Here is a 24,439-nt window from a genome sequence, read left to right as displayed (position 1 = left end):
AAGAAATGAATCCACCTCATTCGATCATTGTCCGCACGGCCCCTATATAACGTCTGGAGAGCCAGCACCACCCCCTTGAGCAGCCCCTCTGGCCCCCTCTCGCTCCCTCCCCCACACGCCCCCTCGATGACCCGGAGTCGATCGTGAACTTTCCGACAACGCAAGACCCAATCCGTCCTCGACGAGGACGCGCACGGCTCACCCTCACCACTGCTTTGACCATCGCTCTCGGCATCCTGGTCGCCCCTCTCACGGCTCCCGCCGCCTCCGCAGCCACCCTGGACCCGGGGGCCGGACAGAGCACTCGCATTGAGGAGAACAACTCCTCACTCGCTTACAGCGGCTCCTGGCGCACGATGTCCGGCGGCGACAGCGGCGGCGGAATCAAGTTCCTCAATAGCACCGGCTCCGTTTCGTTCAGCTTCCGCGGCACCGGCTTCAGCTGGATCAGCCGTACCACCGCCTCCGCCGGAATCGCCACCGTCACCGTCGACGGCGCGAGCACCTCGGTCGACCGGTACACCACAACCACCGCCTACCAAGTCCCGGTGTTCTCGAAGAAGGGCCTCACCGACACGATCCACACCGTCAAGATCGCGTGGAGCGGGCGGGCGAACAGCGCCGCGGATGACAAGAACCTGGTCATCGATGCGTTCGACATCACCCGCTCGACCGGCTCCGTCGAGCAGCCGGCCAGCGAGACCGGCGGCGGCGACGGACCCGTGCTCGACCCCTCCGGCGCCACCAGCCTCACCGTGCAGGAGACGGACCCCGCGCTGGACTACACGGGATCGTGGAAGTCGATGGCCGGCGGCGACAGCGGCGGCGGGATCAAATACCTGACCTCGGCCGGCTCAGTGTCCTTCACCTTCATCGGCACGTCGTGGCGCTGGATCAGCCGCAAGACCTCCTCCTCGGGGATCGCCGCGATCTCGGTCGACGGCGGCCCCGTCACGAGGGTCGACCGCTACAGCTCCACCGCGCAGTACCAGGTGCCGGTTTATGAGACGACCGATCTCTCCGCGGGCACGCACACCGTGACCATCTCGTACACCGGGACGAAGAACGCGAAATCGACCGACAGGAACCTGATCATCGACGCGTTCGTGCTCGCCGAGGACGGCCTGGCGACAACCGCGGTGGAGCTCTCCCCCCTGACCGACGGCTACACGGTGGCCTGGGACGCACCCTTCAGCCCGAGAGTCGTCTCCTACGACGTGCACCGCGCCAACGGCGACGGCTCCGGCGACACGGTCCTCAGCACGGTCACCACTCCGATGCGCCAGTACCGTGACGAGACCGCCGCCGTCGGCCGCACCTACACCTACTCCATCACGGCCACGGACGACGCCGGGCGCCAGTCGCGACTGAAGGAGACGGCGACCACCACCACCGATCTCCTCGACTCCCGCGCCTCGCTGCTGGCCGCCTTCAACTGCCCTGCCGCCACCAAGACGGTGTCGACCTCGGCGCAGCTTGTGGCGGCACTGAGCAACCCGTCCTCCGGGGAGGTCATCCGCCTCGCCGATGGCTGGTACACCGGGAAGTTCGCCCTCCGAGGCACAGCCGCCCAGCCCGGCTCGATCTGGATCTGCGGCTCTCCCAACGCCGTCCTCTCCTCGGGATCGACCTCCAGCGGCACCGCGCTCATCCTCAACACGGTGAAAGACGTGCACCTGGTGGGCTTCTCGGTCCGCAGTTCCTTCCAGGGCGTCCAGGTCCTCGCCAGCAAGGGCGTTTACATGGCCGGCCTGACCGTGACCGACATCGGCTATGAAGCGGTTCACTTCCGCAACCAGACCACCGATTCGCTGATCGTGGGCAGCACCATCCGCCGCACCGGCCTCGTCGCCGCCAAGTTCGGCGAGGGCGTCTACATCGGCACCTCCGACCGCAACTGGTGCGAGTACAACGGCTGCGACCCGGACCGCACGGCCCGCATCGCCGTGGTCGACAATTCGATCAGCGACACCGGCGCCGAGCCGATCGAGGCGAAGGAGGGCACCCTCGACGGGAACATCGTGGGCAACACGGTCCTCGGAGGCTCGCGGCTCTCCCCGGAGATCGTCTCGATGATCCTCGTCTCTGGGAACGGCTGGCTCGCCGCCGGCAACTCCGCCTCCGGCACCACCACCTACGGCTACCAGGTGATCACCCGCGCTGATGGCTCGGGCAATGACAACACGATCAGCGGCAACCTCGCGCTGAAGACCACGGACGCCGTGGTCTACCTGCACCAGCCGTCGAACTGGCCGACCAGCGGCAACTCGCTGAGCTGCTCCAACTCGGGGAAGGACCTGATCGGGAACATGGCCTGCACGCCGTGACCTGACCTGCCTCCGGAAGCCGGAGCCGCCGCCGTCGTTGACTCGACGGCGGCGGTTCCGCGTTCCGTGGCCTGCGACTTACGACGCGTACGTGTCAGGCGAGGCCGCTCAGACCCAGCCCTCCTACAGGGCGAACGGCGAGCAGGAGAAATGCGGTCCCTGCTCATCGCCGTGGCCATCTCGAGCCGAATCGGCCTGAGTAGACCTGCCGTTCCCAGCTCACGTTAAACAACCTACGGGCCAGTGGCGAACGGCAGTGATGCATTGGCTACCAGCTGGACGACAATGACAATTACCGCCCCCAATGGGAATAGCCCAGAAACAAGCCCCAACGGGCCAGCCTCAGTGTCCTGTCGTCGCCCGGATCACGTCGACGGCACGCAAGGTGCCCCAAGACGATTGCAGGAATGTTGAGCAAGAAGAACCCACACCATACGGAATAACGGGCGAGGTCCGAGGCGGGCCAGCGAAACTTGCCAGCAGCCGGTGAAGTCGTCGTTGCATCCATACACCAACCCCCTGTCTCATCCACAGCACCCCGAAGTACGAACCCCACACGTACCATTGCAAGCGGTATTATTCAGGGTGAAGCACCCGAAAGCGCCAGTCACCGCAACTCCCGGAGTCAGCCAGGCCGTTCCACCAGCTACAGCATCATCGAGATCAGGAAGGATAATCCCACCAGATGGATGATCACTGCGCTCCTCGGCAACTTTTCGTGACTCGAAGCGCTTCTCCGGGTCTTTCCAGAATGTCAGCAGATTCTTCTCACTCATGCCTTCCTCCTTCATAAAGGGATAATTGCTCACTCAGCTCGACGGTAGCATTTTACAACTCAGCTGCGGAAAATAGACCGATACACGCCCTCCGTATTCACCAGATCGTCGTGGACACCTTCCTGCACGACGCAACCACCGTCTAGTACGAAGATTCTGTCGGCGTTGACTACCGAAGACAACCGGTGCGAAATGACCACCCGCGTACACTTCATGTGGTCGAGCGCCGCCTCCACGCGCCTTTCGGTTTCGAGGTCCAAGTGGCTTGTCGCTTCATCGAGCAACAGCAATTGAGGTCTACCCAGTAGGGCGCGGGCCAGCGCAAGCCGCTGTGCTTGACCACCAGAGAGTCCCGCTCCACCCTCGCCGACAGGTGTGTCGAATCCGAGCGGCATCGCCCGAATGTCCTCGTACAACTGAGCTTGCGAGCAAGCCTCGACGAGATCTTCATGCGAGTACTGATCCCGACCCATACGAACGTTCTCGCCGATAGAACCCGCGATCGAGCACAGGACGGCGCTTCGTTCGCGGTACGAGTCAACACCGACCGTTGGCCGACGCCGCCTTTGGGCCGACGCACCTTGTGAAGGCTTCCACTAGTTGCTGAGGCGAACTGATATTCCTACTGATGTAGGTCAGGGAGGGTTATTCAGGGCACACGATCAGCGCCTTGAAGTTCGGCGCGGATCACAAATTTCGTAGTGAATCAGCACGGCTCTGGATGGGCCTCTGGGCTTCGTAGCTTCTACGATTGTTGCGGCATGGTCGGCATGTAGCAGGTTGCGGCTATTGTGCATGCTTCGCGCAGCGGCGTGAACGGTGAGGTTCCACCGTCACGGTCAGCCTGAAGACAGTGAGCTTTCGTTCATCGACAGCGCTTGGCTTGCGGATAGTTCACGCGTGACGCGTCGAGGGCTATTTGGGCCCTGCCGGATCGCGATGATATGCCTGATAGCTGCCGATCCCCAGACTATGTAGCGTCTGCTCGGAGTAACCCTGTTGACATTCGGTCGCAGAGTTCTCTGAACAACTCAGCGGAGACTTGGCCTCCCGCTCGCCTGAACTTCGAGCCTACGACGACCGACCAGCGGCGACCGCGATGTGACCGGTATGGCATGAAGGGAATTCGAGGGCTCAACCGAGTGCCTCTCATAAGGAGACATGCAGCTCCGGCTTACCTGGACGACATGCAAATTGGCTCTAGTGACAGGCTGCGCCCGAGCATGTATAGACTGGTGTCGTGGATGCGCAGTCGACCGGGTTCGTGCCACATCGGTTGTCTGAGCTGAATCCATTGCAACATCCGGCCGTATCGAGCGCTTCCGTTCTGCCACCGACAAAGCCGCCGAGCAGGTGCTCGTCTATCTCGGCCATCCCGACGGGATGGTCGCCTGCGTCACAAGCCTTAAGTCCCAGGACGTGACATCTCTCAGGATCCTTCCACATAATTTCCCACTTGCTCATTTTCATCACTCCCTCAGTGACAGCATCCGTTTGTTCCGAATGCGGCGCATGATCCGTTACAGACTGTGTTGCCCACCGTCCAGCACCCGACGACACCAGTGATAGAAGGTACTGGCGTCACTGACACCGTGCCTCCGAACGCTTCATCGAGTTCGAGATCGGTGAGCAGCGTTACCCCAGAGGGATGCGATGAAAAATTTCGATCGTTCGATCGAATAAACCGATATTCTGGATCCTTCCAAAAGATTTCCTCAGTCATCGATGTCTCTCCCTTTCTGCAATTCTCCTCTTCTGATTGCCGCGGGTTCGAAATATTCCACCGCTATGGGTATTACCGCCTCCTGACATTGTCAGCGGCGGCCTTGTTCCGACAAGCTAGATTCGAGTGCCGGGCTCGTCAACTGAGACTTTTCACATGTTGTCTGATTGCGCGCGAATCGCTGAAACAGCAGCGACCCCGCGTGCTTGGAGAGACCCTGCGGGCTGGCGCGGAACGGAGGTCGCAGCGGCGCGGCTCACCTTCCCATAGCGCGAGCCTTCCGCACTTCCGGTGTCCCGTCACTCGCTGTCACCGTCCAGAGCCCCGCAGTCTGCGGCAAAGATCAGCAACGGAGTTTCTCGTCGGTGATGGGAGTTCCAGGAACGTCCGGGTCTTTCGCCGCCTCTACGGGGAGGCTCACGGTCCTCACCCTTTCCACTAGCCTGTCCTCGTGGTGCCGCCCTCGTTCAGCGAATGGTCGCGCCGAGGCGACGTCGACCGCCCGTAGGAACACGACGTCTCACGGATCGCGCCGGGATGTCGCGGAGTTCTCTCAACAGCGGCGCTCGAAGGTCGAGCAGTCGCACCGGGAGAAGATTATCCGGAGCATCTCGGGGACTCAGATCGAGATGAGATTGACCGAGGAGTTCGAGCCATGCAGCGGCAGATCCGGACATGACGCGGGCGCGCCATCCCGCCGTGACAGTGTCGGCTCACATACTGCTCTGGGCCGTGTGCCTCGCCGTATGGGGGTTGAGCAGCCTCCTTTTCATCGACACCGTCTTTCGCTGGCAGCGGTGCGGGTCCGTCTTCGCCGATGACGTGGCGGTGGATCTCGCCGCCTCATCGCTTCTCTCGGCCTGCGCAGCGTTACGCTGGCACTTCTGGGTGCGCAGCTTCGTGCCGCCCACCTACTACGCGATCCAGATGCTCATCCTTCTCTCGCTCGTTGATGGTGCAGGCAAACTTGGGATGTTCGCAATGCTCCTGAGTGATCCGATGATCGACCCCGTCGCGGAGTTCTGGGCTTCCTGCGGAATTACGAGCTTCGTCGCGCTCTCGCGGGTCTCGATCATCTTCCTGCCGCTACTCTCCGCGGCATTAGGAGCGGTGGTGTACGCGAAACCACACCGGGCGCGTCTGCTCCTCATTATCAACGGAGTGTTCCTCGCGGCGGCGCCCCTCCTCGTTGCGATTGTCGCTCCCTAAGCCGAGACGGACGGAGAGACGCGGCGGATGTGCTCTCTCCTCGCACTGTCTGGCCCTGCGCCTCGCCGGGCGGGACGGGACTGCGTACGCTCGGGGGCGCGTCCGGCCTCCGTGCGATGTGCAGGAGATTCATCTGGGAGAGCGCTTTCTTACGCTTCCGATGCGCCACTCCAGTCGAATCCCATGCATATCGCACGCCATCCTGCAGACCGCACGCAACCCTGCAGATCGAACCCGTTCCTGCACAGCGCACGTAGTCCTGCACAGCGCACGTAGTCCTGCACAGCGCACGTAGTCCTGCACAGCGCACGTAGTCCTGCACAGCGCACGTAGCTGCCCGGTTCGGGCCGTCTCGGCAGGACTTCGGTGCGATCTGCAGGGGATTATTGCGGGAGAGCGCGATCACGCGCATACGTGGAGCTGGGCCGATCGGATCTCCTGCAAATCGGACGTCAGCCTGCAAAGCGGACGCGGGCCTGCAAATCGGACGCGGGCCTGCAAATCGGACGCGGGCCTGCAAAGCGCACGCGGGTCGGCACGGCAGGGCGCCGACCCGCAAGCGCGTCACACGATCGCGGGCGCCTTCTGCAGCTTGTGGCGGGCCAGGAGGACGGCACCGACCACGGGGGTACCGGCCGTCTCGATCCAATGCACGTCGGCGGCGGCCTGGGGAGCGTCGACCTTGCCCTCGATCAGGACGAGAACGGCGCCGTCGGCCACGCCGCGGAAGGTCGGCGACTGCTCGGTCGAGCCGAGGGTGCCGGTGACGACCAGAACGATGTCGTAGACCTTCTCCAGCTCCTCGACGAGCGAGCGGAGGGCGTCCGTCGCCATCGGGGTGCCCGCTTGGGCGCTGCCCGCGGGGAGCAGGTCGACTCGGTCGCTCGAACGCTTCACGATCGCGTCGTCGAGCGAAGCGGCTCCGGAGAGCACCTCGCGCAGGCCGGGGCGTCCGCCCGACGCGGAGGCGAGCGCCGAGCCCTCGGCGGTGCCGTCCACGATCACGACGGAGGAGCCGAGGACGGCGAGCGCCTTCGCCAGCAGCACCGCGCTGGTCGTGTGCGGGGTGTTCGCGGAAGCCGGGGCGACCGCGAACGAGGAGAACGAGCGGGTGCGGGCGATGGCGGAAAGCTCGAACGCGACGGCCGAGTAGCGGGCCGGAATGTCGCTCGAGTTCAGCAGCTCGTCGAGCTTCGTGGACTTCGCCGGGACGATCCCCAGCAGGGGGCGGTCCAGGGAGGAGCGCACGTCGTCGCCGCTGCGGATGCGGCGGTCGAGGGCGGTCAGCACGATCGCCACGCCGACGCCGACCACGGCGCCGCCGAGGAGGCCGAGCGCGAGCAGCACGAGCAGACCACCGGTGACGGGCAGCTTCGGCGGGATCGCCTGGCTGAGGACCTCGAGCTGGATCTGCGGGACGGCCACGCCGGTCGCCGTGGTCGTCGGGTCGGTGCCCTGCACGGCGGCGTCGAGCTGCGCGGCGACGGCGTTCGCGATGGTCGCGGCCTGCTCGGGCGAGGGGTCGGTCGCCGAGATCGTGATGACCACCGACTCCGGCTCGGAGAGGACGGAGACGCGCTTGGAGAAGTCCTCGATGGTCTCATCGAGCCCGAGGCCGTCGATGACGCCCTGGAGGACGGTGTCCGAGGTGCCCAGGGCGACGAAGGTCACCGTGGCCTGCGCGGCGGCGCTGTTCGCGGCCACGCGGTCCGAGGTGGAGAGGACGCCGGTCGAGGAGACCGCGACGTAGACGCGTGCGTCCGCCTTGTACTGCGGCAGCAGCACGGCGTTGAGTACCAGTGCCGCCACGGCGCCGAGCACAGCGAAGGCGACGATGTAGACCCACCTCCGGCCGATGCCGGCGAACAATCCGTTCAAGGTCATGGTTTCTGGTGTCCCTTTCGTCGCCTGCACCGGAGCGCAGGGGGTCTGTCGTGAGCGTCGTGATGTGTCGTCCGCGGTGCGCGGAACCGGCCGCGCGGGTGCGGTGGATCAGAGGTGAGCCTGCAGGAAGGCGAGGACCGCCTTCTTGTTGTTCGGAGTGTTGTTCTGGAGCCCGTGGTGGCCGGAGCCGTCCACGCCGACTTCCGCCGCCACTCCGGCGTCCTGCAACGCGACCTGCATCTCGTCGGCCTGCTCGACCGGGACGAGTTCGTCCTCGGAGGTGAGCCAGATCTGCGGAGCGTCGCTCGCGTCGACCGACGAGATCGGCGAGGCGAGGACGCTCTGCGGGCAGGTCGTGGAGTCGATCTCGTCGCAATCGAGGTAGGCGAGGATCTGCTCCTTCGCCTCGGGCAGCGGCGTGCCCAGCGACATGCCGGCCTCGGTCATGTCGGCGACCGCCGAGAAGGCGACGACCGCCTTGACCCGCGAGCCCTCGGTGAGGGAACCCTCGCCGAGCGTGCCCAGCGTGGCTCCGATGATCGCCCCGGCGGAGCTGCCCATCACGCCGATGCGCGCCGGGTCGAGGCCGAAGCGAGAGACCTGCGCGGGGTCGCGCAGCCACTCGACCGCGGCTTGCGCGTCCTCGACCTGGCCCGGATACCGGCTGTCCTGGAGCAGGCGGTAGTCGACGGTGACGGAGACGAAGCCGCGCTGCGCGTAGTACTCGCACAGCTCGGTCATCCCGCCCTCGTTGCGCGCCCCGTCGACGAAGCCGCCGCCGTGCAGCATCAGCAGCGCGGGTCGGTCGGTGCCGCCCGTGGTGGGGAGACAGGCGTCGGCCTTCAGCGAGACGCCGTCGACGGAGCGGTACTCGATCGCCTTCTGCGTCGTGAAGCCGTCGGGCGTGCGGACGGGCTCGGGCTTCGGGGTGCAGCCGGCGAGCCCGAGGGCCACGGCCACGACGGCCGCCAGGACTGCGGCTCTGCGTGCTCGTGTCGTCTTCACTCGTGGGACTCCGTCTTCTTCTGCTCGTAACTGGGTGAGGTGCCGGGCTCATCCGCCGGCACAGCGGCCGGATCGGCTGTGACGCCCGCGCCCCGCGCCGGAACCGCGACCGGCTTGCGCTTCCTGCCGGGACCGCCGAGGGCCGCCGGCGGGACGTAGAACCAGCGGATCTTCGAGAGGTACCGGGTAACCACGATGGACAGCACGACGGCGATTGTCAGCACGACCAGCAGGAGCGGAATCTCGAAGCCGGCGATCACCGACCGGTCCTCGGGGAGGAGGAAGCGCAGAGCGGTGACGCAGAGCACGATCACGTAGAGGTGCAGGAGGTAGATGTGCAGGCTGCGTTCGCCGCAGACCGTGACGAAGTTCAGGAAGCGCACGCGCGAGAGCGCACGGGCCACGAGGACACCCATCGCCACCGCCGCCATCTGGCCGGCGAGGGCGAGGAATGGCACCCACCGGACCGGGAAGAGGAAGAGGACCGCGCTCAGCACGACGAACACCGGGGTCACGTACAGGAACGCGCGAGTGCTGTTCTTCTCGACAACGTCGATAATCCGCTTCGAATAGAGCGTGCCGACCAGGTAGAAAACGAAGAGGGCTCCGATGCGATTCCAGCCCACGTTGGTGGTGTTCACGAGCCCGGTGGTGAACATCGTGCCGAGGATCGCGGCGAGCGCGACCTGGACGCGGTGGTCGACCCGGCGCAGGAGCCACGCGCCGAGGGTGAAGAGGAAGAGTCCGTAAATGAACCAGTAGCTGCTGCTGGGCCAGAAGAACAGCAGGAGCAGGTTGAGCGGGTCGGTCGCGGGCAGCTCACCGAGTCCGCCGTTGGCGAGCGGGACGATCAGGTAGAAGGCCATCCGAAGGAACGACCAGATCACGTAGAGCCACAGCAGCGGGTAGAGCCGGCGGCGCCAGAGGTCGCGGAAGCTCCACGTGGTGATGCGCGAGCCGAACAGACCCGACACCAGGAAGAACAGCGGCATCGGGAACAGCTCGAAGACGATCTTGATGCGGCCGAGAGTGTTCTCGACCCCGATGTCTCCGAGGTACAGCGACGTGTGGTAGTAGACCACGAGCAGAATGGCGGCGCCCTTGGCGAAGTCCACCCATTCACGACGGGCCCCGCCCGACGGCTTCAGCATCTTCATGTTCTCCCCCTTGCGGCGCCCCGAACCGGTCGTGTATCCGCCAGGAGATGCTCATCTCTCTGAGAAACACGATGGCGCGTTCGCGGCACGCGAGCGCTTGATAAGCCTAAAGGGTGTATGGTCCGCGCCGCGCACCGCAGGGTGGGGGCGGGGAGGGCGATACCGCCGGGTCCCGTCGCGATCGCGCTCACCGGCGCCCGTTCCCGACCTGCATCGCGGCCCGGTAGAGCGAGGGCGCCGCGACGGCGAGCCCGAAAAGGACGGAGCGCTTCGCATCCCGACGCCGGACGAGGGCGGCCAGGTGCCGCAGTCCCGCCTCGCCGTGCGCATCCCGCCAGAGCCGCTCGGCCTCATCGGCGCTGTGCGCACCCGAGGTCGCGTCCTTGAAGCGGGAGAGCAGGGAGAAGCGCGCCCGGTAGTAGGTGTAGTCCTGCGAGCGGAGCAGGCGCGGATCCAGTGCGCGGGCCGTCCGCTCGATCACCGCGGCGAGCCCGGCGAGCGAGTCGGCGCGCTGCGAGCCCGAGCGGATGATCGACCCGGAGCGCAAGCGGTACTCGTAGACGGAGTCGGGGATCACCACGACCTCGTCCGCCGCGGCGAGCAGCTGAGCGACCTGCGCCTGGTCGGAGTGCTGACGGATACGGGTGAAGTCGATGCTGTCGAACAGCTCGCGGCGGAACAGCTTGTTCCAGAGGTGCCCGGTCACCTCGCCGACCAGGAGCGCGGTGAAAGCGCCCCGGCCGGAGAGCGCGAGCGGGCCGCGCAGGGAACCGACGGGCGTGGATCCGGTGCCGTCGACCGTGACTGCCTGGGCGACCACCACGTCGGCACGGCCGCTCTCGCCCGCAGCGAGCAGGACCTCGACCGCGGTCTCTGGCCACTCGTCGTCAGCGTCCACCAGCCAGACCCACTCACCGGCGGCCTCGCGGACTGCGCGCTCGCGAGCCGCGGCGACGCCCTGGTTCTCGTCCTGGCGCAGGTAGCGGATCCGCTCGTGCTCGTCGGCGAAGGCGCGGCCGATGGCAGCCGTTTCGTCGGTCGAGGCGTCGTCCACGACCAGGATCTCGAGCTCGGCGTGGGTCTGCCGCAGCAGGCGCTCCAGGGCGGAGGCGAGGTGCGCTTCCTCCTGGTACGCCGGCACCACGACCGAGACGAGGGTCACCTCTGCCCCGCAACCCGGCGCAGCACCGTCTCGAGGTCGCGGCCGCTCGACTCCAGGGAGAAGCGGTCGAGCCAGCGGTCGATGCCGCTGATCTCGAGCTCGCTCGCGCGGATCAGCGCGTCGGCGAGGTCGGTGGCGGAGGGGGTGAGCGCGAGCTCGCCGGTGAGGCCGGGGACGATCGCGTCCGCGACTCCAAGCGCCCCGGACACGGCGACCGAGGGGACACCGGCAGCGGCGGCCTCGACCAGCACGTTGCCGAAGCCCTCGCGCAGCGACGGGAGCAGCACGACGGCGTTCTCGTCGAAGTGGTGGAACCAGTCCTCCACCCAGCCTTTGTCCTCGAAGTCGACGCCGCGCGCGGCGGCCTCGGCCTTCATGCTCCCGAGCAGGGGGCCGCCGCCGAAGGAGACGACCGTCGCGGGAATGCCGCGGCGCTCCAACTCCTCGGCCGCGAGGATCGCGAGCTCGGGGCGCTTCTGCACGACCAGGCGGCACGGCAGCACAATCTGCAGGCCCGCGGCGGTGCCGGGGGTGCGCGCGACCTGGCGCGAGCGGTCGACCTTGGCGGTCGCCGGGTTCGGGACGACCGTGCAGCGCTCGCCCGCGACGCCGAAGCCGGCGACGAGCTCGCCCGCGACGGGGTGCGAGATCGCGATGACGTGGTCGGCGCGGCGGTAGAGCCTCTTGGCGAGCGCGAGCTGCACCTTCTGCGTCCTCGAGAAGCCGGGGACGCCGAGCGAGACGAGGTTGCGCTCGCTCACGATGGTCTTCGGGCGGTCGGCGCGGGCCGTCATCTCGGCCGACGCGAGCAGCACGATGTTCGGGTAGCCCTGCAGGGCGACCGCGACGTCGGGGGTGCGCCGGCGGAACAACTCCTTGAGCATCCTCGCCTTGCCCACGTGGCCTGTGCCCGCGCCGATGCGGTGCAGCACCGCGCCCTCGGGCAGGTACTCGTCGGTGCTCTTGACCGAGGTGGTGACGACGTCGACGTGGTGGCCCTGCTCGAGGAGCCAGCCCATCCAGGTGCGGGCGACGAACTCGGCCCCGCCACCGTGCAGCGACGTGACGACGAACATGATCCGCATCCGCGGTCCCTTCTCCTGGGCCGCGCTCATCGCACGACCTCCGCGCCGAGGCCGCGGGTGTTCAGCGCCGAGAGGCGACGCACCTCGGGCATGGCCGACTCGATGGTGGCGCGCACACCGCCGTCACCCGGCTCGGCGAGGATGCGGTCGATCACCGGGAGGACACGGTCGGCGAAGCCGGGGAACGGCTCGACGCAGAGCTGGGGCAGGCCGATCAGGCGCATGATGCCCTCGACCTTGCCCTGGGTGGCCAGCGTGATCGCGGGCACGCCGAGCGAGAGCGACATGATCGCGAGGTGCATCCGGCCGGTCACGGTGAGCAGGGCGTCCTCGGCCAGGCCGCGGATCTCGGCGGGCATCAGCACGCGGTCGACGACGGTCACACCCTCGGTACCCACGCGCTCGGCGACCGCGCGCACGGCGACCTTGTCGTCGCCGATGGGGCGGGAGACGTGCGGGAGGAGCACGACGTGCACACCGGCGGCGCGGAGGCGGTCGACGATCCGCTCGTACTCGGGCACCTGGTCGACCATCCCGGCGACCAGGGCGCTCGCGTTCACGAGGGCGAACGGGACGCCCTCGGGTAGTCCCAGCCCCTCGCGGACGCTGCGGTCGCGGGTGCGGGCCGAGAAGACGATGTCGGTCACCTCCTCCACACGCTGCACCCCGATGCTCCGGGCGCGCTCGGCCGAGAGCGGGTCGCGGAGCATGGGGACGACACCGGCGCGCGAGGCGGCGATCAGGGAGCGGCGGGCGGCGAGGCGCGCCGTCGCGTTCCACGAGAAGCCGAGGATGCGCGTGGGCACCCCGGCCTCGGCGGCGGCCTGCGCGAGCAGGGAGCGGCGGACCGATCCGCGGAGGCTGTACTTGCCGTCCATCATGTCGGCGCCGACGACCGAGACCGAGCGGGAGCGGCGGATCAGCGCCGCGTAGGCGCGGAGGTCGGCGGCATGCGCGTCGCCCACTCCGTAGACCAGGTGCGGGAGTTCGACGACCGTGACCCGCTCGGCCTGCTCCTCGGGGATCACGACGTCGCCCGCGTACCGCTGGACGACGACGACGGGGCCGGACGTGTTCTCGAGGAACGCCTCCAGCATCGCCTGGTCGCCGATGTTGCCGCTGCCGGGGGCGGCGATCACGAGGTGCGATTCGGGCTCGGGGCGGAGGGTCGCGAGGGCGTCGCGGAGGACTCTGCCGTCGCGGCGGGCGGGCAGGCGGGTCGTCGTGACGAAGTCCTTCTTCCAGGACTTCACGACGCCGAGCTTGAGTGTCATCGATCTCTTTCGGTGGGGGGAACGGCGGCGCTCTGCCGCTCGGAGTCGGGGGTGCCGGCCGTGACCGCGCCGTCGACCAGGGCGCTGTCACCGGTGGGACTGGTGGCGTCGACCGCGGCCGGGGCGGGAGCGGCGGCCGGGCGGCTGCGGCGGAAGTGGCGGCGCAGGTCGGCGAGGCCGAGGATCTGGCGGCGGAAGGCGGGCAGGATCAGCATCCAGAGCCCGACTCCGACCAGGACGACCGCGCCGCCCACGAGCAGGCGGAGGATCGGCTGGTCGGCGGAGATCGCAACGGTGGAGAAGTACGAGCCGACCGTGATCGATCCGAACGCGATGCCGCTGCGCAGGCCGTTGGTGAACATGTCGCGCACCGGGGCGTCGGAGGAGCGGCCGATCCAGATCAGCGCGATCGGCCACGTCAGCGCGAGCGAGGCGGCGTAGGCGATGGCGACGCCCGTCACTCCCCAGGTCGAGCCGACCAGGATGAGCACGACCATCAGCGGACGGGTCGCCAGGCTGTACCAGACGCTCTGACGCACCAGGCCCTTCGCGAGAAAGACCCACCAGGAGCAGTACGCCGTGGCCTGGAAAAAGCCGGCGACGAGCAAAATCTGGAAGATCGGCACCGAGCCGAGCCAGCGCTCCCCCAGCAGGATGCGGATGACCGAGTCGGACTGCGAGCCGAGCAGCGCGAGCACCAGGCCCATCACCGTCAGCATCGCCGACTGGCCGAAGAGGATGAAGGTGCGGAAGCGCTCGCGCTCGTCCTGCAACTTCGACAGCACCGGCAGGGCCACCCGCTGCGCCGGAGCATTCAACTGCTGCAGCGGCAGCATCATCAGCTGGAACGCGCGGTTGTAGAGGCCGAGGTCGACCGGGCCGAAGCGCGCACCAATGATGACGGAGTCGACGTTCTTGCTCGCGTAGGTGAGCGCCTGGGTGGCGAACACGCCGCCTCCGTAGCGCAGGAAGTGGCCCATCGCCTCCCCGCGGCGGTAGCGGCCGGGCCGCCAGCCGGTGATGACGACGAGCATCAGCACGCCGATCAGCGGCTGCACGACCTGGCTCGCGGCCAGCGCCCAGTAGCCGGCACCGGCAAGCGCCATCAGCACGCCGACCGCGAGGCCCAGCACCTGACCGACGATGTCGACCAGGGTCAGCTTCACGAAGCGCAGGTGCCGGGCGAGGTCGGCGCGGAACTGCGTCGAGATGCCGTTGAGCAGGAAGGTCGAGGAGAGCACCACGGTCAGCAGCTGGAGGCGGTCGTCGCCGTAGAGCGCGGCGATCGGCCAGGAGGCGGCGATCACGAGCAGCGTCAGCGTGAGGCCGATGCCCGCGTTCATCCAGAACAAATTGCTCTTCTGGCCCGGAGTGATCTCCTTCGCCTGGATCGCGGCGGAGGAGAGACCGAAGTCGCGGAAGATCTCGCCGATGCCGATGATCGCGGTGACCATCGCGAGCAGGCCGTAGTCGGCGGGGGCGAGCAGGCGGGCGAGGACGACGATGCTGCCCAGCTGGACGGCGATGCGGATCGCCTGGCCGCCGATGGTGACGGCGGCGCCGCGGCTCGCCGAGCGGCCGAGGCTCGGGGACGGCTTCTGCGTGGTTGCGCTCATCGCGTCGAGCCCTTCTTGGTGGCGAGTGCGCCCTCGTAGGCGTTCTTGAGCTGGCGGCCGAGCACGTCCCAGTCGCGCCCGGACAGCGCGGGGAGACCCTCCGGCGCTCGGGTGCGAGTGGCGGTGAGCGCCGAGGCGATCAGCTCGGGCGCGAGGTCGCCGTCGTACTCGATCACCCAGTCGCTGCCGACTTCCTCGGCGAGGGCCGTGTTGGCGGGCGTGCGGGGCACCAGGATCGGGCGGCCCAGCGAGAGGGCGACCAGGATCGAGCCGGAGTTGTGCATCTCGCGGTAGGGCAGGACGATCAGCTCGGCGCGGCCGATCTCGTCGACCATCTCGGCGTCGTCCACCCGGCGCAACGTCGTGTGCACCCGCGCATCACGGGCGGCGCGCTCCTCCACCAGCTCGCGCTGGCCCGTGCTGGGGCTGCCGACCACGTGCAGCGAGAGGGAGTCGTCCTCGAGCCTGCGGAACACGTCCATCAGCTCGACGACGCCCTTGTAGGGCCGGATGATGCCGAAGTACAGCACCCGGCCGTGTTCGCGCTCGGGCAGCGGGTGCTCGGCGAACTGGTCGCGGTAGTGGCCGTGCAGGACCGTCACGGCGGGCGCTCGGCCGGGAGTGAGAGTGGTGGGGTTCAGACGCACGAACAGGTCGGTCGCGCGGTCCATCCTGGCGAGCGAACGGCGCTCGGCGGCCGGCCCGAGCTCGTGCGGGTGCAGGTTGTGCACGGTGCGCACGAGCGGGATGCGCTGGAGCGCGAGGCGCACGAGCAGCACGTCGAGGGCCCTGCGTCGCAGGAACCGGTGCAGCGGGTTGCGGCCTCGGATCATCAGCTCGGGCCAGTGCACGTGCAGCACGTCGTAGTCGGCGAGCAGGGCGCTGCGCCAGGAGAAGAACAGCAGCTCGACCCCGGGCGCGAGGCCGTCGACGATCGAATCCACGTACTGGGTCGTCGAGTCCGGCGGCGCGAGCGACTGCTGCACGACCAGCGCGGCCGGCGACGAGGCGTGCCGCCGCGAGCGGCGGCTCATCGCTCACTCCGCATCACGGCGGCCATCGGCGGGTCGAAGATCTGCACGCCGAGCGGCTGGCGCATCCGAATGCCCTGGGAGAAGTCGGGGACGTGCACCGGGTTCAGGCAGATGATGACGAGAAAGCCCAGGAGCAGGTGGCTCGGACGGACCGCGTCGATCGCGTTGTAGCCCGCGAGGCAGACCAGGAAGCCCAGCAGGCCGGCCGCCGGAGCGACGTCGCGGCGGCTCAGCGCGCTGCCGAACAGCGCGATCATCAGGATCACGAAGAACAGCAGGCCGGGGACACCGACGCTGATCAGCAGCTGCAGGAACGAGTTCTCGATGACCACGTCGGAGAAGTTGCGGCCGCTGATGCCCGAGGTGGCCGCTCCGGAGCCGAGCCAGTTCGAGAGCTGGGCGGCCTTGACCGCGACCGTGACCCCGAGATCGCGGGCGCCGGCCGAGATCGACGCGTCGAGGTTGTTGTTGCGCGCGGTGACCGGTTCGAAGTTGAGCACGCCGACTCCGGCGATCAGACCGGCGAGAAGGATCGAGCCGGGCCGCAGCAGCGAGCGGTCCGGGTTGAGGACGCCGACCGCGACGAGCCCGACGACGACCGCGACGGCCACGGCCGCCATCGGTCCGCGCGAGACGGTCGCGACGACTCCGGCCGACGCCAGGATGCCCAGCAGCAGATCGGAGCGGCGCGAGCCCTGCAGCCAGGCGCCGAACGCCAACCCCGCACCCACCGTCAGGAAGGTGCCCGCGAGCAGCGGGTGGCCGAACGTGATCTCGGCGCGGTAGAGCGACCAGTGCTGATCCTGCTCGGTGCCGAGCGCGGCGTAGAGCGGGCCGAGGATCGGGGAGCTCTGCGCCACCAGCTCGAGGCAGGCGTAGAGCGCGAGCAGGCCCGAGAGCCAGACCCAGGTCTTGCGCAGCAGCACGGCCTCGCGCTGGGCGTCGAAGACCAGCATCGGCAGGCCGACGCAGACCGCGAAGCTGGCCATCCACGAGACACCGGCCGAGACGAAGGAGCCGCGGATCGTCGCGACGGCCGCCCAGACCAGGAATGCCGCGAAGGCGAGAATCGCGATGGCCCGCCACGGGGTCAGCACCAGCTCACGCATCCACTCGCGGATCGGCGCCCGCCACAGCTGCGGCGCGAGCGCCCGGCGCACCGCCCAGACGATCAGGAAGACCGCCCACAGCGTCATCCGGAAGGTGAAGCTGGACGGCGTGAGCGGCGAGGGCACGATCGCGAAGAACGCAAGCGCCATCGCCGGCAGCCAGTGCGCGGGCACCCTCAGCAGCACGAAGGCGCCGACGATCCCGGCGACGCCTAAGGCGACCACCTGCGCGCCGGTGCCGGGGGTCCGCGTGGTGAAGATGTACCCCATGCCGGCGACGATGATCACGGCGACCGTGAACAGCGTGCCGACGACGAGGCGCCGCGGGAGGAGATCGATCACGTCAGGGAGTCCTTCTGGCATCGGGAGAAGCGGGCGGAGGGGGCGGGCGGTGCGGCGCTCACGGGAGTGGTCCCGTCAGCCTCGATGAGGATCGCGATGCCCTCGCGAGTCGCCTCTCGGCGGCTGAGACGCCTGCGATGCCGTGCCCTCCTCCTCCGCTGCTCGACCCTGGCCACGGCCCCCGGGGAGGAGGGGTCGCGTCGGTCCTGCCGCCGATCAGGCGGGGCCCTCCTGGAGCCAGCGCTGGAAGGTCAGGACCATGTCGGTGTTCGTGAAGCCGGGGACCACGTGGCCCAGCTGTCCGCCGTCGCCGCTGTGGTAGGCGATGGTCGCTTCGCGGGCGACGGGCAGAGCCAGGCGGCGCAGACGTCCGCCGTGGATGTCGGCCGGGACGAGCGAGTCGGCCGATCCGGCGGTGATGCGCAGGCGCGTGCCCGCCCAGACCGACTGCGGGAGACGCGACGGGTTACCGGCGCGCAGTGCGGTGAGGTCGCCGCCGTACGCGGCGACGACGCGCCCCGGGTCCCGCGACTCGGTGTCCTCGATGTCGTAGACGCCGCTGGAGTGGTAGGCACCGTAAATGGTCGGCACCAGGCGATTCGCGTAGGCCCAGCAGAGCAGGGCGCCGCCGCCGGAGTTCGAGCGGAGGAAGCTGGCACGCACGGACCACAGGCTGCTCACCCAGGTGACGGCGGCCTTCTGCGCGGCGAGCGCGGGAGCACTCGTGTAGGCGCTGCTGCCGCTGTACTGCGGGCAGATGCTGACGTAGCCCTGATCGACGAGCTGATCGGCCGAATACTGGTAGGCGCCGGAGAGAGCTGTGTAGTCGCTTCCGCTCGCGTGGTAGTACCAGACGACCGGCACCGAGAGGTTCTTCCCGGGTACCGCGCTGTGCGGGACGAACAGGCGTGCGGGGTCGTTACCGATCTTCACGTCGATGATCTCGTAGGGCTTCCCGCCGACACGTGAGCGCGCCGTGTCCCTGCGGGAGACCTCGCCTGGGAGCTTCGGGATCGCGGAGTAATTCGCCGCGGCGAATGCGGGAGTCGCTACAAGTGCGGAGGCGGTCGCGGCGACTCCGGCAGCAGAGGCGGCGAGCAGGATGCGGCGCGATAATCCGCGCGGGATGTAAGTCATATCGAGGTTCCTTCGGAGCTTTCACGATCAGAATCGAGTCGGCCGACCAGTCCGATATCGACGCACGAGAAGTCGCGTCCGGCCCCCCAACCCACTCGGAAGTGTACGGGCCGAAGATGACGCCCGGATGACGTTCTCATCACATCTGATCGCTCGGCGGTCATCAACGGGATGAGGGGAACAGTCGGCGGGAGAAGCCCGAGGACTTCTCGGCAGAGTCGTGTACGACAAAGGGCACGGCGGAATCCGCGGAGACGATCCGGCGGGCCGCAGCCTGCTCCAGCGTTCCGCGGGAAAGACTCTCTATCTCGACGGTGACCGCGAGCCCGGATTCGGCTAGGCGAGTGGCGATCTGCACCTGGTGGTCGTCGACGTGCTCGCCGAAGGAGGCGCGTCGCGGCACCAGGAGCGGCACCCGGCCCTGCTCGATGGCGCTGAGCGCCGTGCCCACTCCCCCGTGCGCGATCACGACGTCGGCCGCCGCCATCGCCTCGTTGAGCTCGTCATGCGGCACCGAGTGGCGGCCCTGGATTCCCAGCCCCGACACGTCGTTCGCGCCGGTCTGCCAGAGCACCTCCACGCCGTCCAGGAGCGGCGCGAGCGCGGCGAAGAAGCGCGGGAAGGGGTAGCCGTCCTGCGTGCCGACCGAGACGACGGCCCGGCGGATCGGCCGCGGGACGACGTCTTCGACGCGGTAGGTATCGAAGATCGAGCCGCCGAAACTCCACCGGTCGTCGGCCCAGGAGCGGTACTGCGTGTAGGTCGAGACGGCCGGGACCCGGGCGAGGATCCGGCCGGTCACCGACGGGCCGAGTACGCGCGCGGCGCTCTCGATGTAGTGCGCGGGGATGCCGCGCGAGGCCGCCAGCGGGAGGAAGGAGAGGGCCGGGCTGGCGCCGGTGCTGAAGACGGCGTCGAAGGAACCGCGGGTCAGCAGCGAGCGGCCGATCATCGCATTGCGCAGCACCGGCGCGACGGCACGGGGCGGCGGATCGGCGAGGTGCGTGATGCGCCGGTCGGCGAGGAGGGTGCGGCTGAGGGCACTGTCGACGGTCGCCCAATGCTGCTCCTCGGGGTCGACTCCGAGCAGACCCGAGAGTGCGAACATCTCTTTGAGATGCCCGCCCCCGGAGCAGACGAACAGATACGAAGCCATACGCGCCTTCACTGGTGATGATCGAGAGAACAGGCGTGTGAACGATCGATCGCCCGCCGAGAACGACCACCGATCCCTGGTGCAGAAGTCGCCATATCGTAGCAGGAGCAAAAGTCGGGGAGTCATTGCGAAGTGAATTCTTCAGCCGTAGAACACGATGTCTGCTCACGTAGTCGGGTGCTCTCAAAACGAAAGCGCCTCAGGTCGAGTGGAAGAGTGCCTTAGTCGGGAGAAGGAGTGACTTCGGTCGAGAACGACGAGAGCGGACTGATATCCGCTCGGCCGCGATGCCTAGCGGATCAGCCGATTCCCGTCGATCACGTTCGCGGCTCCGGGCGCACGCGTAGCGTCGGAGCACCGGCGCAGAGGCCGGTCGACCCAGGAGGAGCGCCATGAGCGACAACGACCAGAACAGCCCCGTGATGGACGGAGCCGATGACGCGAGCAACGACGAGAAGCTCAGCGGTTTGATCGACCAGGTCGAGCACGACCACGGGGCCGAGGGAGCCGGCGCCATGGCGGATGCCCTGCGCGAGCGCGCCGAGGAGACCGACACCGATATCGCCGACGAGTCGGAGGCGACGGGTTCGGTCGAGGACAGCGGCACCGCTCAGGTCTGAGCGAGGGCCGACCCGGTGCAGCACGCCGTGGCCTCGTCGACACCCGCCTGCACGCCTAAACCACAAAGACCTCCGGGACGAGGCGGGTCCAGTGGCCCGCCTCGTCCCGGAGGTCTTCGCTGACGTCGCCCCGTGGGAGCGCGTCGGGGAACTGCGGCTAGGTCGTCAGAGCAACCGCCGGGGGCGTCCGGGCGGCCGTGATCGCCGGGTAGGAGCCCGCGATCATCCCCACCACGACGGTCGCGCCCAGACCCGCGAGGACGATCCCGACCGGGATGGTCAGCGGAGCACCCGAGGTCGCGGCGAAGAATGCCACCGCCGCCGTGCCGAGGACTGCGCCGCCGATCCCGCCGAGGAGCGAGAGGAGGAACGCCTCGATGAGGAACTGCGCGCGAATGTGACCGCGGGTCGCGCCCAGGGCCCGGCGGAGGCCGATCTCACGCCTCCGCTCGAGCACCGAGATCACCATCGTGTTGGCGATCCCGATCCCGCCGACGAGCAGGGCGACCGAACCGACTCCGAGAAGCAGCCCGTTGAACGAGGCGTCGACGGTGTTCTTGGCCTGCAGGACGTCCGACGGCCGCGCCACCGCGACGGTTCTGGGCTTCACCGGGTCGATGCTCGGTGCGAGCAGCTGCTGGATCCGGGGCACTGCCTCATCGGCGGACCGCTCGTACACGGTCGTCGGGTTCCCCTTCCAGCCCAGGAGCGTGCGAGCCGCTGATCCGGGGACGAGCACGGCGCTGTCCAGCTCGGGCGCGAGCGGGCTGCGGCCGAGGACGCCGATCACGGTGAGATCGGCGTCGCCCACGTGGACCATCGAACCGGGCTCCTCGATCCCGAGCGCGCTCGCGGCGGTCTCGCCGAGGACCACCGTCGGAAGCTCGGACGACGCCGCGTCGAACCACCGGCCGACGGCGACCGGTGACTCCGTCACGCCGAGCAGGCGCTGATCGGCGACGGCGACCGTGAGGCCATTGGTATTGCCCAGATCGACGAGGCGGTTGCGGTAGGCGCCGACCGGGAGGACGGCCACAGATGCCGCCGACTCGACGCCGTCGATCCGGAGGACCCGCTCGACCGCGTTCGGGGCCAGCGGGACCGGGGCGCTCATGACGCTCGCAGCGGAACTCGCCGTGAGCAGATTCGTGCCGAGATCGTGGAGGTTCTTCTCGACCTGCGCCTGCGAGGTCGCGGAGACACCGACCACCGCGATCATCGCCGCGATTCCGATCGCGATGCCGAGCGCCGAGAGGATCACGCGGAGTGGACGCAGCCGCAGCCCGCCGCTGCCGATCCGGAGGAGGTCACTCGCGAGCAGGCGTGAGCGGCTCATGCGGCTGCTCCCGTCGCCCGGATATCGGACTCAACCCGTCCGTCACGGATCGCGACCACCCGCGGAAGGCTCTCCGCGAGCGCCCTGTCGTGCGTGATCACGACGATGCTCGTTCCCTGGGCGTTGAGCTCGCGCAGAAGCGCCACGACCGCGGCCCCGGACACGGAGTCGAGGGCACCGGTCGGCTCGTCCGCGAGCAGGAGCGGCGCGTCCGAGACGATCGCCCGGGCGATCGCGACCCGCTGCTTCTCTCCGCCCGAGAGCTGATGGGGACGGTGGTGCAGGCGATGGGCCAGCCCGACTCTGTGCAGCGCGTTCTCCGCCGCCTCCCGGCGTCGGCGCAGCGGCGTGCCGACGTAGAGCGCCCCGTCCGCCACGTTGTCCAGGGCGCTGCGGGTCTCGTCCAGGTGAAACTGCTGGAAGACGAAGCCGAGCATCGTCGCCCGCAACCCGGAGAGTCGCCGGTCGCCGACCGTACCGATGTCGACGCCGTCGATCAGGACGGTGCCGGTGGTCGGACGATCGAGCAACCCCATGATGTTGAGCAGGCTCGACTTGCCGGATCCGCTCGGCCCGACGATCGCGAGGAGCTCGCCGCGGTCCACGGACAGCGTGACACCGTCGACGGCGCGGACCGCGGGGCTGCCGTGATCGCGCGTCACGTCGCGGAGGTCGAGGAGGGTCATGCGCTCGCCGCCCCGACGGTCAGGGCGTCGTGCAACCCGTCCCCGGACACCTCGGCGACGCCGTCAGCGACGAGTCCCACCGTCACGGGGATCCGCTGCTTCGATGCGTCGCCGCCGATCACCTCCAGCTCGTAGCCCCCGCCGGCGCGGGCGAGGAGCGCGTCGACCGGCACGGTGAGGACGTCGTCGTGGCGCTCGCCGATGAAGGCGGCCTGCACCGACGCCTCCTGGAGGCCGTCCGCGACGGCGGGATCCGTGAGCGCGATCTCGACGGGGACGACCCGGCTCGTTGACGGGTCGTCCTGGCTCTGGCTCTGGCTCCCGGAGTTCTGCCCGCCCGACACCTGAGCCCGACCGACGGACGTCACGCTGGCGGGCGCCAGGGTGCCGTCGGGCATCGTGACGCTCACCGCCGCTCCGACCGACGCGAGGCCCTGGTCGGCGAGAGGCAGCATCACCTGCACCGACGGGGCATGCGCGGTCAGCGTGATCACGGTGGTCCCCGCTCCGACCGGCGTCTCGACGGCGACCGGAGTGGCGCCCACGCGCACGACGTCCGGAGCCACGACGATGGCGGACTGGGGAACCTCGCCGGTCTGGGGGATCTTGAGGGCCTTCTGCCACTTCCGCACTGCCTCGGCCGTGGGCTCGAGGAACTCCTCGTCCGGCACCCGCGGGAAGTACCCGAGCTCGGACAGGTTCTGCTCGAGCTGTAGGACGTCCGCCCCCTTCGCGCCGACGGAGAGGTCGCGCCAGACCGGGACCGTGCCCAGGAGCAGCACCGTGGGGACGGTGTCGACTTCGTACACGGTGTCGCCGCGTCCGAGGGAGGTTCCGACGGCGGGGACGGCGGTGAGCGTGCCGGTCGCGCGGGAGGTCGGCGACTTGACCGCTGGATAGCGCAGCGTCCCCTTCTCGGTGGTCGTCTTGGCGACCGTGCCGGTCGTCACCTGAACCGTCCGCCCGACGGGTGCAGCTGGGGACTCCGGGCTCGCGGAGGACGCCCCCCAGGGCGCCCAGAGCGCGAGGCCACCGACCGCGGCGAGCACAAGCACCGCCGAACCGGCCAGAACGAGCCGACGTCGCGTCGCCATCACTGCGACATCTCGTCGAAGCAGGTACCCGAATCCTGGTTGAGCGTCGCGTCCGTCTTCAGCAGCTTCGACATGGCCTCGTTATCCCACTGCCCGTCGGCCTGGAGATCCGGGACTTTGTGCCCCTTCGCGATGATGCACGAGCGCAGTTCGCCGTTGTACACACGCATCGCCGCGGAGTCCTCGGCCGTGGGCTGCGGCTCCGCGCCGACTTCCTCGGCGCAGGCGGCGTCCGCGGCGTCCTTGATCTGCTGCGACACACTGTCGCCCTGGGCACCGTGGTCATCAAGGCACGAGGACATTTTCCGCATGTACTCCTCGCGGGTGTTCTCGAAGGTCCCGAGCGTCGCGGCCGCCTCCTTGAGGGACGGGGTCGCCTCGGCAGCGGCGCCCTCCGCCGGCGCGGAGGAGCAGCCGGCCAGGAGAAGGGCGCCGAGGGCGAACGAGCTGAAGATCGTGAGGATCTTCGTCACCGGAGTCGAGGGGCGAATGCTCATTAGGGGTTCCTTTCGTGGAGTGTCATCGGCGCCGTTCATGGGACGACCAATTCGGAAACCATACGAAATCGATCCGTGACGATCCGTCAATTCATGCCGTCATCGGAAGCGATTGCGCCATTTTCGGAGCCGTGGGACGCAACTTCCGTCCGGAGGATGAGCGCCCGCCTCCGGGAGGAGGACCCCGTCGCAGCGGTCGGCTCGGGTCCG

At 68.4% G+C, this 24,439-nt stretch carries 20 protein-coding genes; 3 read left to right on the top strand and 17 right to left on the bottom strand.

What is annotated here, in order from left to right:
* Positions 1–215 precede the first annotated feature (215 nt).
* On the top strand, positions 216–2,327 hold the full coding sequence (locus tag C5D07_RS04825) for a hypothetical protein (protein WP_068250682.1): 2,112 nt from the start codon (positions 216–218) through the stop codon (positions 2,325–2,327).
* A gap of 524 nt (positions 2,328–2,851) precedes the next feature.
* On the opposite strand, the gene C5D07_RS15265 is transcribed toward C5D07_RS04825, so the two are convergent.
* Both C5D07_RS15265 and C5D07_RS04820 read right to left on the bottom strand, forming a co-directional pair.
* On the bottom strand, positions 2,852–3,103 hold the full coding sequence (locus tag C5D07_RS15265) for a hypothetical protein (protein WP_146076742.1): 252 nt from the start codon (positions 3,101–3,103) through the stop codon (positions 2,852–2,854).
* A gap of 59 nt (positions 3,104–3,162) precedes the next feature.
* Positions 3,163–3,576 (bottom strand): ATP-binding cassette domain-containing protein, encoded by a 414-nt coding sequence (locus C5D07_RS04820; protein WP_068250679.1) that lies wholly within the window; start codon positions 3,574–3,576, stop codon positions 3,163–3,165.
* A 2,003-nt stretch (positions 3,577–5,579) separates the two neighbouring features.
* On the opposite strand from C5D07_RS04820, the gene C5D07_RS04815 reads away from it, so the two are divergent.
* The gene (locus C5D07_RS04815; RefSeq protein WP_146076741.1) at positions 5,580–6,035 is read left to right on the top strand and encodes a hypothetical protein; all 456 of its coding nucleotides are present in this window, start codon (positions 5,580–5,582) and stop codon (positions 6,033–6,035) included.
* A gap of 564 nt (positions 6,036–6,599) precedes the next feature.
* Here the strand turns inward: C5D07_RS04815 and C5D07_RS04810 are convergent.
* The 11 genes from C5D07_RS04810 to C5D07_RS04760 form a co-directional block, all read right to left on the bottom strand.
* Positions 6,600–7,919: a Wzz/FepE/Etk N-terminal domain-containing protein gene (locus C5D07_RS04810; RefSeq protein ID WP_068250674.1), complete on the bottom strand. Its 1,320-nt coding sequence runs from the start codon at positions 7,917–7,919 to the stop codon at positions 6,600–6,602.
* 108 nt (positions 7,920–8,027) lie between these two features.
* Positions 8,028–8,924, bottom strand: coding sequence for an alpha/beta hydrolase (locus tag C5D07_RS04805; RefSeq protein WP_068250672.1), 897 nt, complete (start codon positions 8,922–8,924; stop codon positions 8,028–8,030).
* On the bottom strand, positions 8,921–10,081 hold the full coding sequence (locus C5D07_RS04800) for an acyltransferase family protein (RefSeq protein WP_068250669.1): 1,161 nt from the start codon (positions 10,079–10,081) through the stop codon (positions 8,921–8,923). The genes C5D07_RS04805 and C5D07_RS04800 overlap by 4 nt, the downstream gene beginning before the upstream one ends.
* A gap of 187 nt (positions 10,082–10,268) precedes the next feature.
* Entirely contained in the window at positions 10,269–11,243 is a 975-nt protein-coding gene (locus C5D07_RS15260; protein ID WP_068250664.1) for a glycosyltransferase family 2 protein, read from the bottom strand.
* Complete coding sequence (locus C5D07_RS04790) at positions 11,240–12,358, bottom strand: glycosyltransferase (protein ID WP_068250663.1); 1,119 nt, start codon at positions 12,356–12,358, stop codon at positions 11,240–11,242. The genes C5D07_RS15260 and C5D07_RS04790 overlap by 4 nt, the downstream gene beginning before the upstream one ends.
* A complete protein-coding gene (locus C5D07_RS04785; RefSeq protein ID WP_104258814.1) occupies positions 12,355–13,602 on the bottom strand; it encodes a polysaccharide pyruvyl transferase family protein in 1,248 nt (415 codons plus the stop codon). Before C5D07_RS04785 ends, C5D07_RS04790 begins: the two co-directional genes overlap by 4 nt.
* Positions 13,599–15,218: a lipopolysaccharide biosynthesis protein gene (locus C5D07_RS04780; RefSeq protein ID WP_104258813.1), complete on the bottom strand. Its 1,620-nt coding sequence runs from the start codon at positions 15,216–15,218 to the stop codon at positions 13,599–13,601. Before C5D07_RS04780 ends, C5D07_RS04785 begins: the two co-directional genes overlap by 4 nt.
* Complete coding sequence (locus C5D07_RS04775; protein WP_104258812.1) at positions 15,215–16,252, bottom strand: glycosyltransferase; 1,038 nt, start codon at positions 16,250–16,252, stop codon at positions 15,215–15,217. Before C5D07_RS04775 ends, C5D07_RS04780 begins: the two co-directional genes overlap by 4 nt.
* On the bottom strand, positions 16,249–17,703 hold the full coding sequence (locus C5D07_RS04770; RefSeq protein ID WP_104258811.1) for an O-antigen ligase family protein: 1,455 nt from the start codon (positions 17,701–17,703) through the stop codon (positions 16,249–16,251). The genes C5D07_RS04775 and C5D07_RS04770 overlap by 4 nt, the downstream gene beginning before the upstream one ends.
* A gap of 216 nt (positions 17,704–17,919) precedes the next feature.
* A complete protein-coding gene (locus C5D07_RS04765; RefSeq protein ID WP_104258810.1) occupies positions 17,920–18,840 on the bottom strand; it encodes a hypothetical protein in 921 nt (306 codons plus the stop codon).
* A gap of 163 nt (positions 18,841–19,003) precedes the next feature.
* Positions 19,004–19,996 carry a glycosyltransferase gene (locus C5D07_RS04760; RefSeq protein WP_170063509.1) on the bottom strand — a complete coding sequence of 331 codons (993 nt, stop codon included), beginning with the start codon at positions 19,994–19,996 and terminating at the stop codon, positions 19,004–19,006.
* A 392-nt stretch (positions 19,997–20,388) separates the two neighbouring features.
* Here C5D07_RS04760 and C5D07_RS04755 point away from each other — a divergent pair, with 392 nt between their 5' ends.
* Positions 20,389–20,616, top strand: a complete 228-nt coding sequence (locus tag C5D07_RS04755; protein WP_068250645.1) for a hypothetical protein — start codon at positions 20,389–20,391, stop codon at positions 20,614–20,616.
* A 157-nt stretch (positions 20,617–20,773) separates the two neighbouring features.
* Here C5D07_RS04755 and C5D07_RS04750 read toward each other — a convergent pair whose 3' ends face one another.
* The 4 genes from C5D07_RS04750 to C5D07_RS04735 are packed head-to-tail and all read right to left on the bottom strand — an operon-like array spanning position 20,774 to position 24,229.
* A complete protein-coding gene (locus tag C5D07_RS04750; RefSeq protein ID WP_068250642.1) occupies positions 20,774–21,952 on the bottom strand; it encodes an ABC transporter permease in 1,179 nt (392 codons plus the stop codon).
* Positions 21,949–22,638 (bottom strand): ABC transporter ATP-binding protein, encoded by a 690-nt coding sequence (locus tag C5D07_RS04745; protein ID WP_068250639.1) that lies wholly within the window; start codon positions 22,636–22,638, stop codon positions 21,949–21,951. The genes C5D07_RS04750 and C5D07_RS04745 overlap by 4 nt, the downstream gene beginning before the upstream one ends.
* Positions 22,635–23,732: a peptidoglycan-binding protein gene (locus tag C5D07_RS04740; protein ID WP_068250636.1), complete on the bottom strand. Its 1,098-nt coding sequence runs from the start codon at positions 23,730–23,732 to the stop codon at positions 22,635–22,637. Before C5D07_RS04740 ends, C5D07_RS04745 begins: the two co-directional genes overlap by 4 nt.
* Positions 23,732–24,229 carry a hypothetical protein gene (locus C5D07_RS04735; RefSeq protein ID WP_068250633.1) on the bottom strand — a complete coding sequence of 166 codons (498 nt, stop codon included), beginning with the start codon at positions 24,227–24,229 and terminating at the stop codon, positions 23,732–23,734. Before C5D07_RS04735 ends, C5D07_RS04740 begins: the two co-directional genes overlap by 1 nt.
* Between the last annotated feature and the right edge of the window lie 210 nt (positions 24,230–24,439).

This window comes from Rathayibacter tritici (assembly GCF_002932875.1).
Taxonomy (GTDB): domain Bacteria; phylum Actinomycetota; class Actinomycetes; order Actinomycetales; family Microbacteriaceae; genus Rathayibacter; species Rathayibacter tritici.
This window is presented reverse-complemented; position numbering and strand designations above follow the sequence as displayed.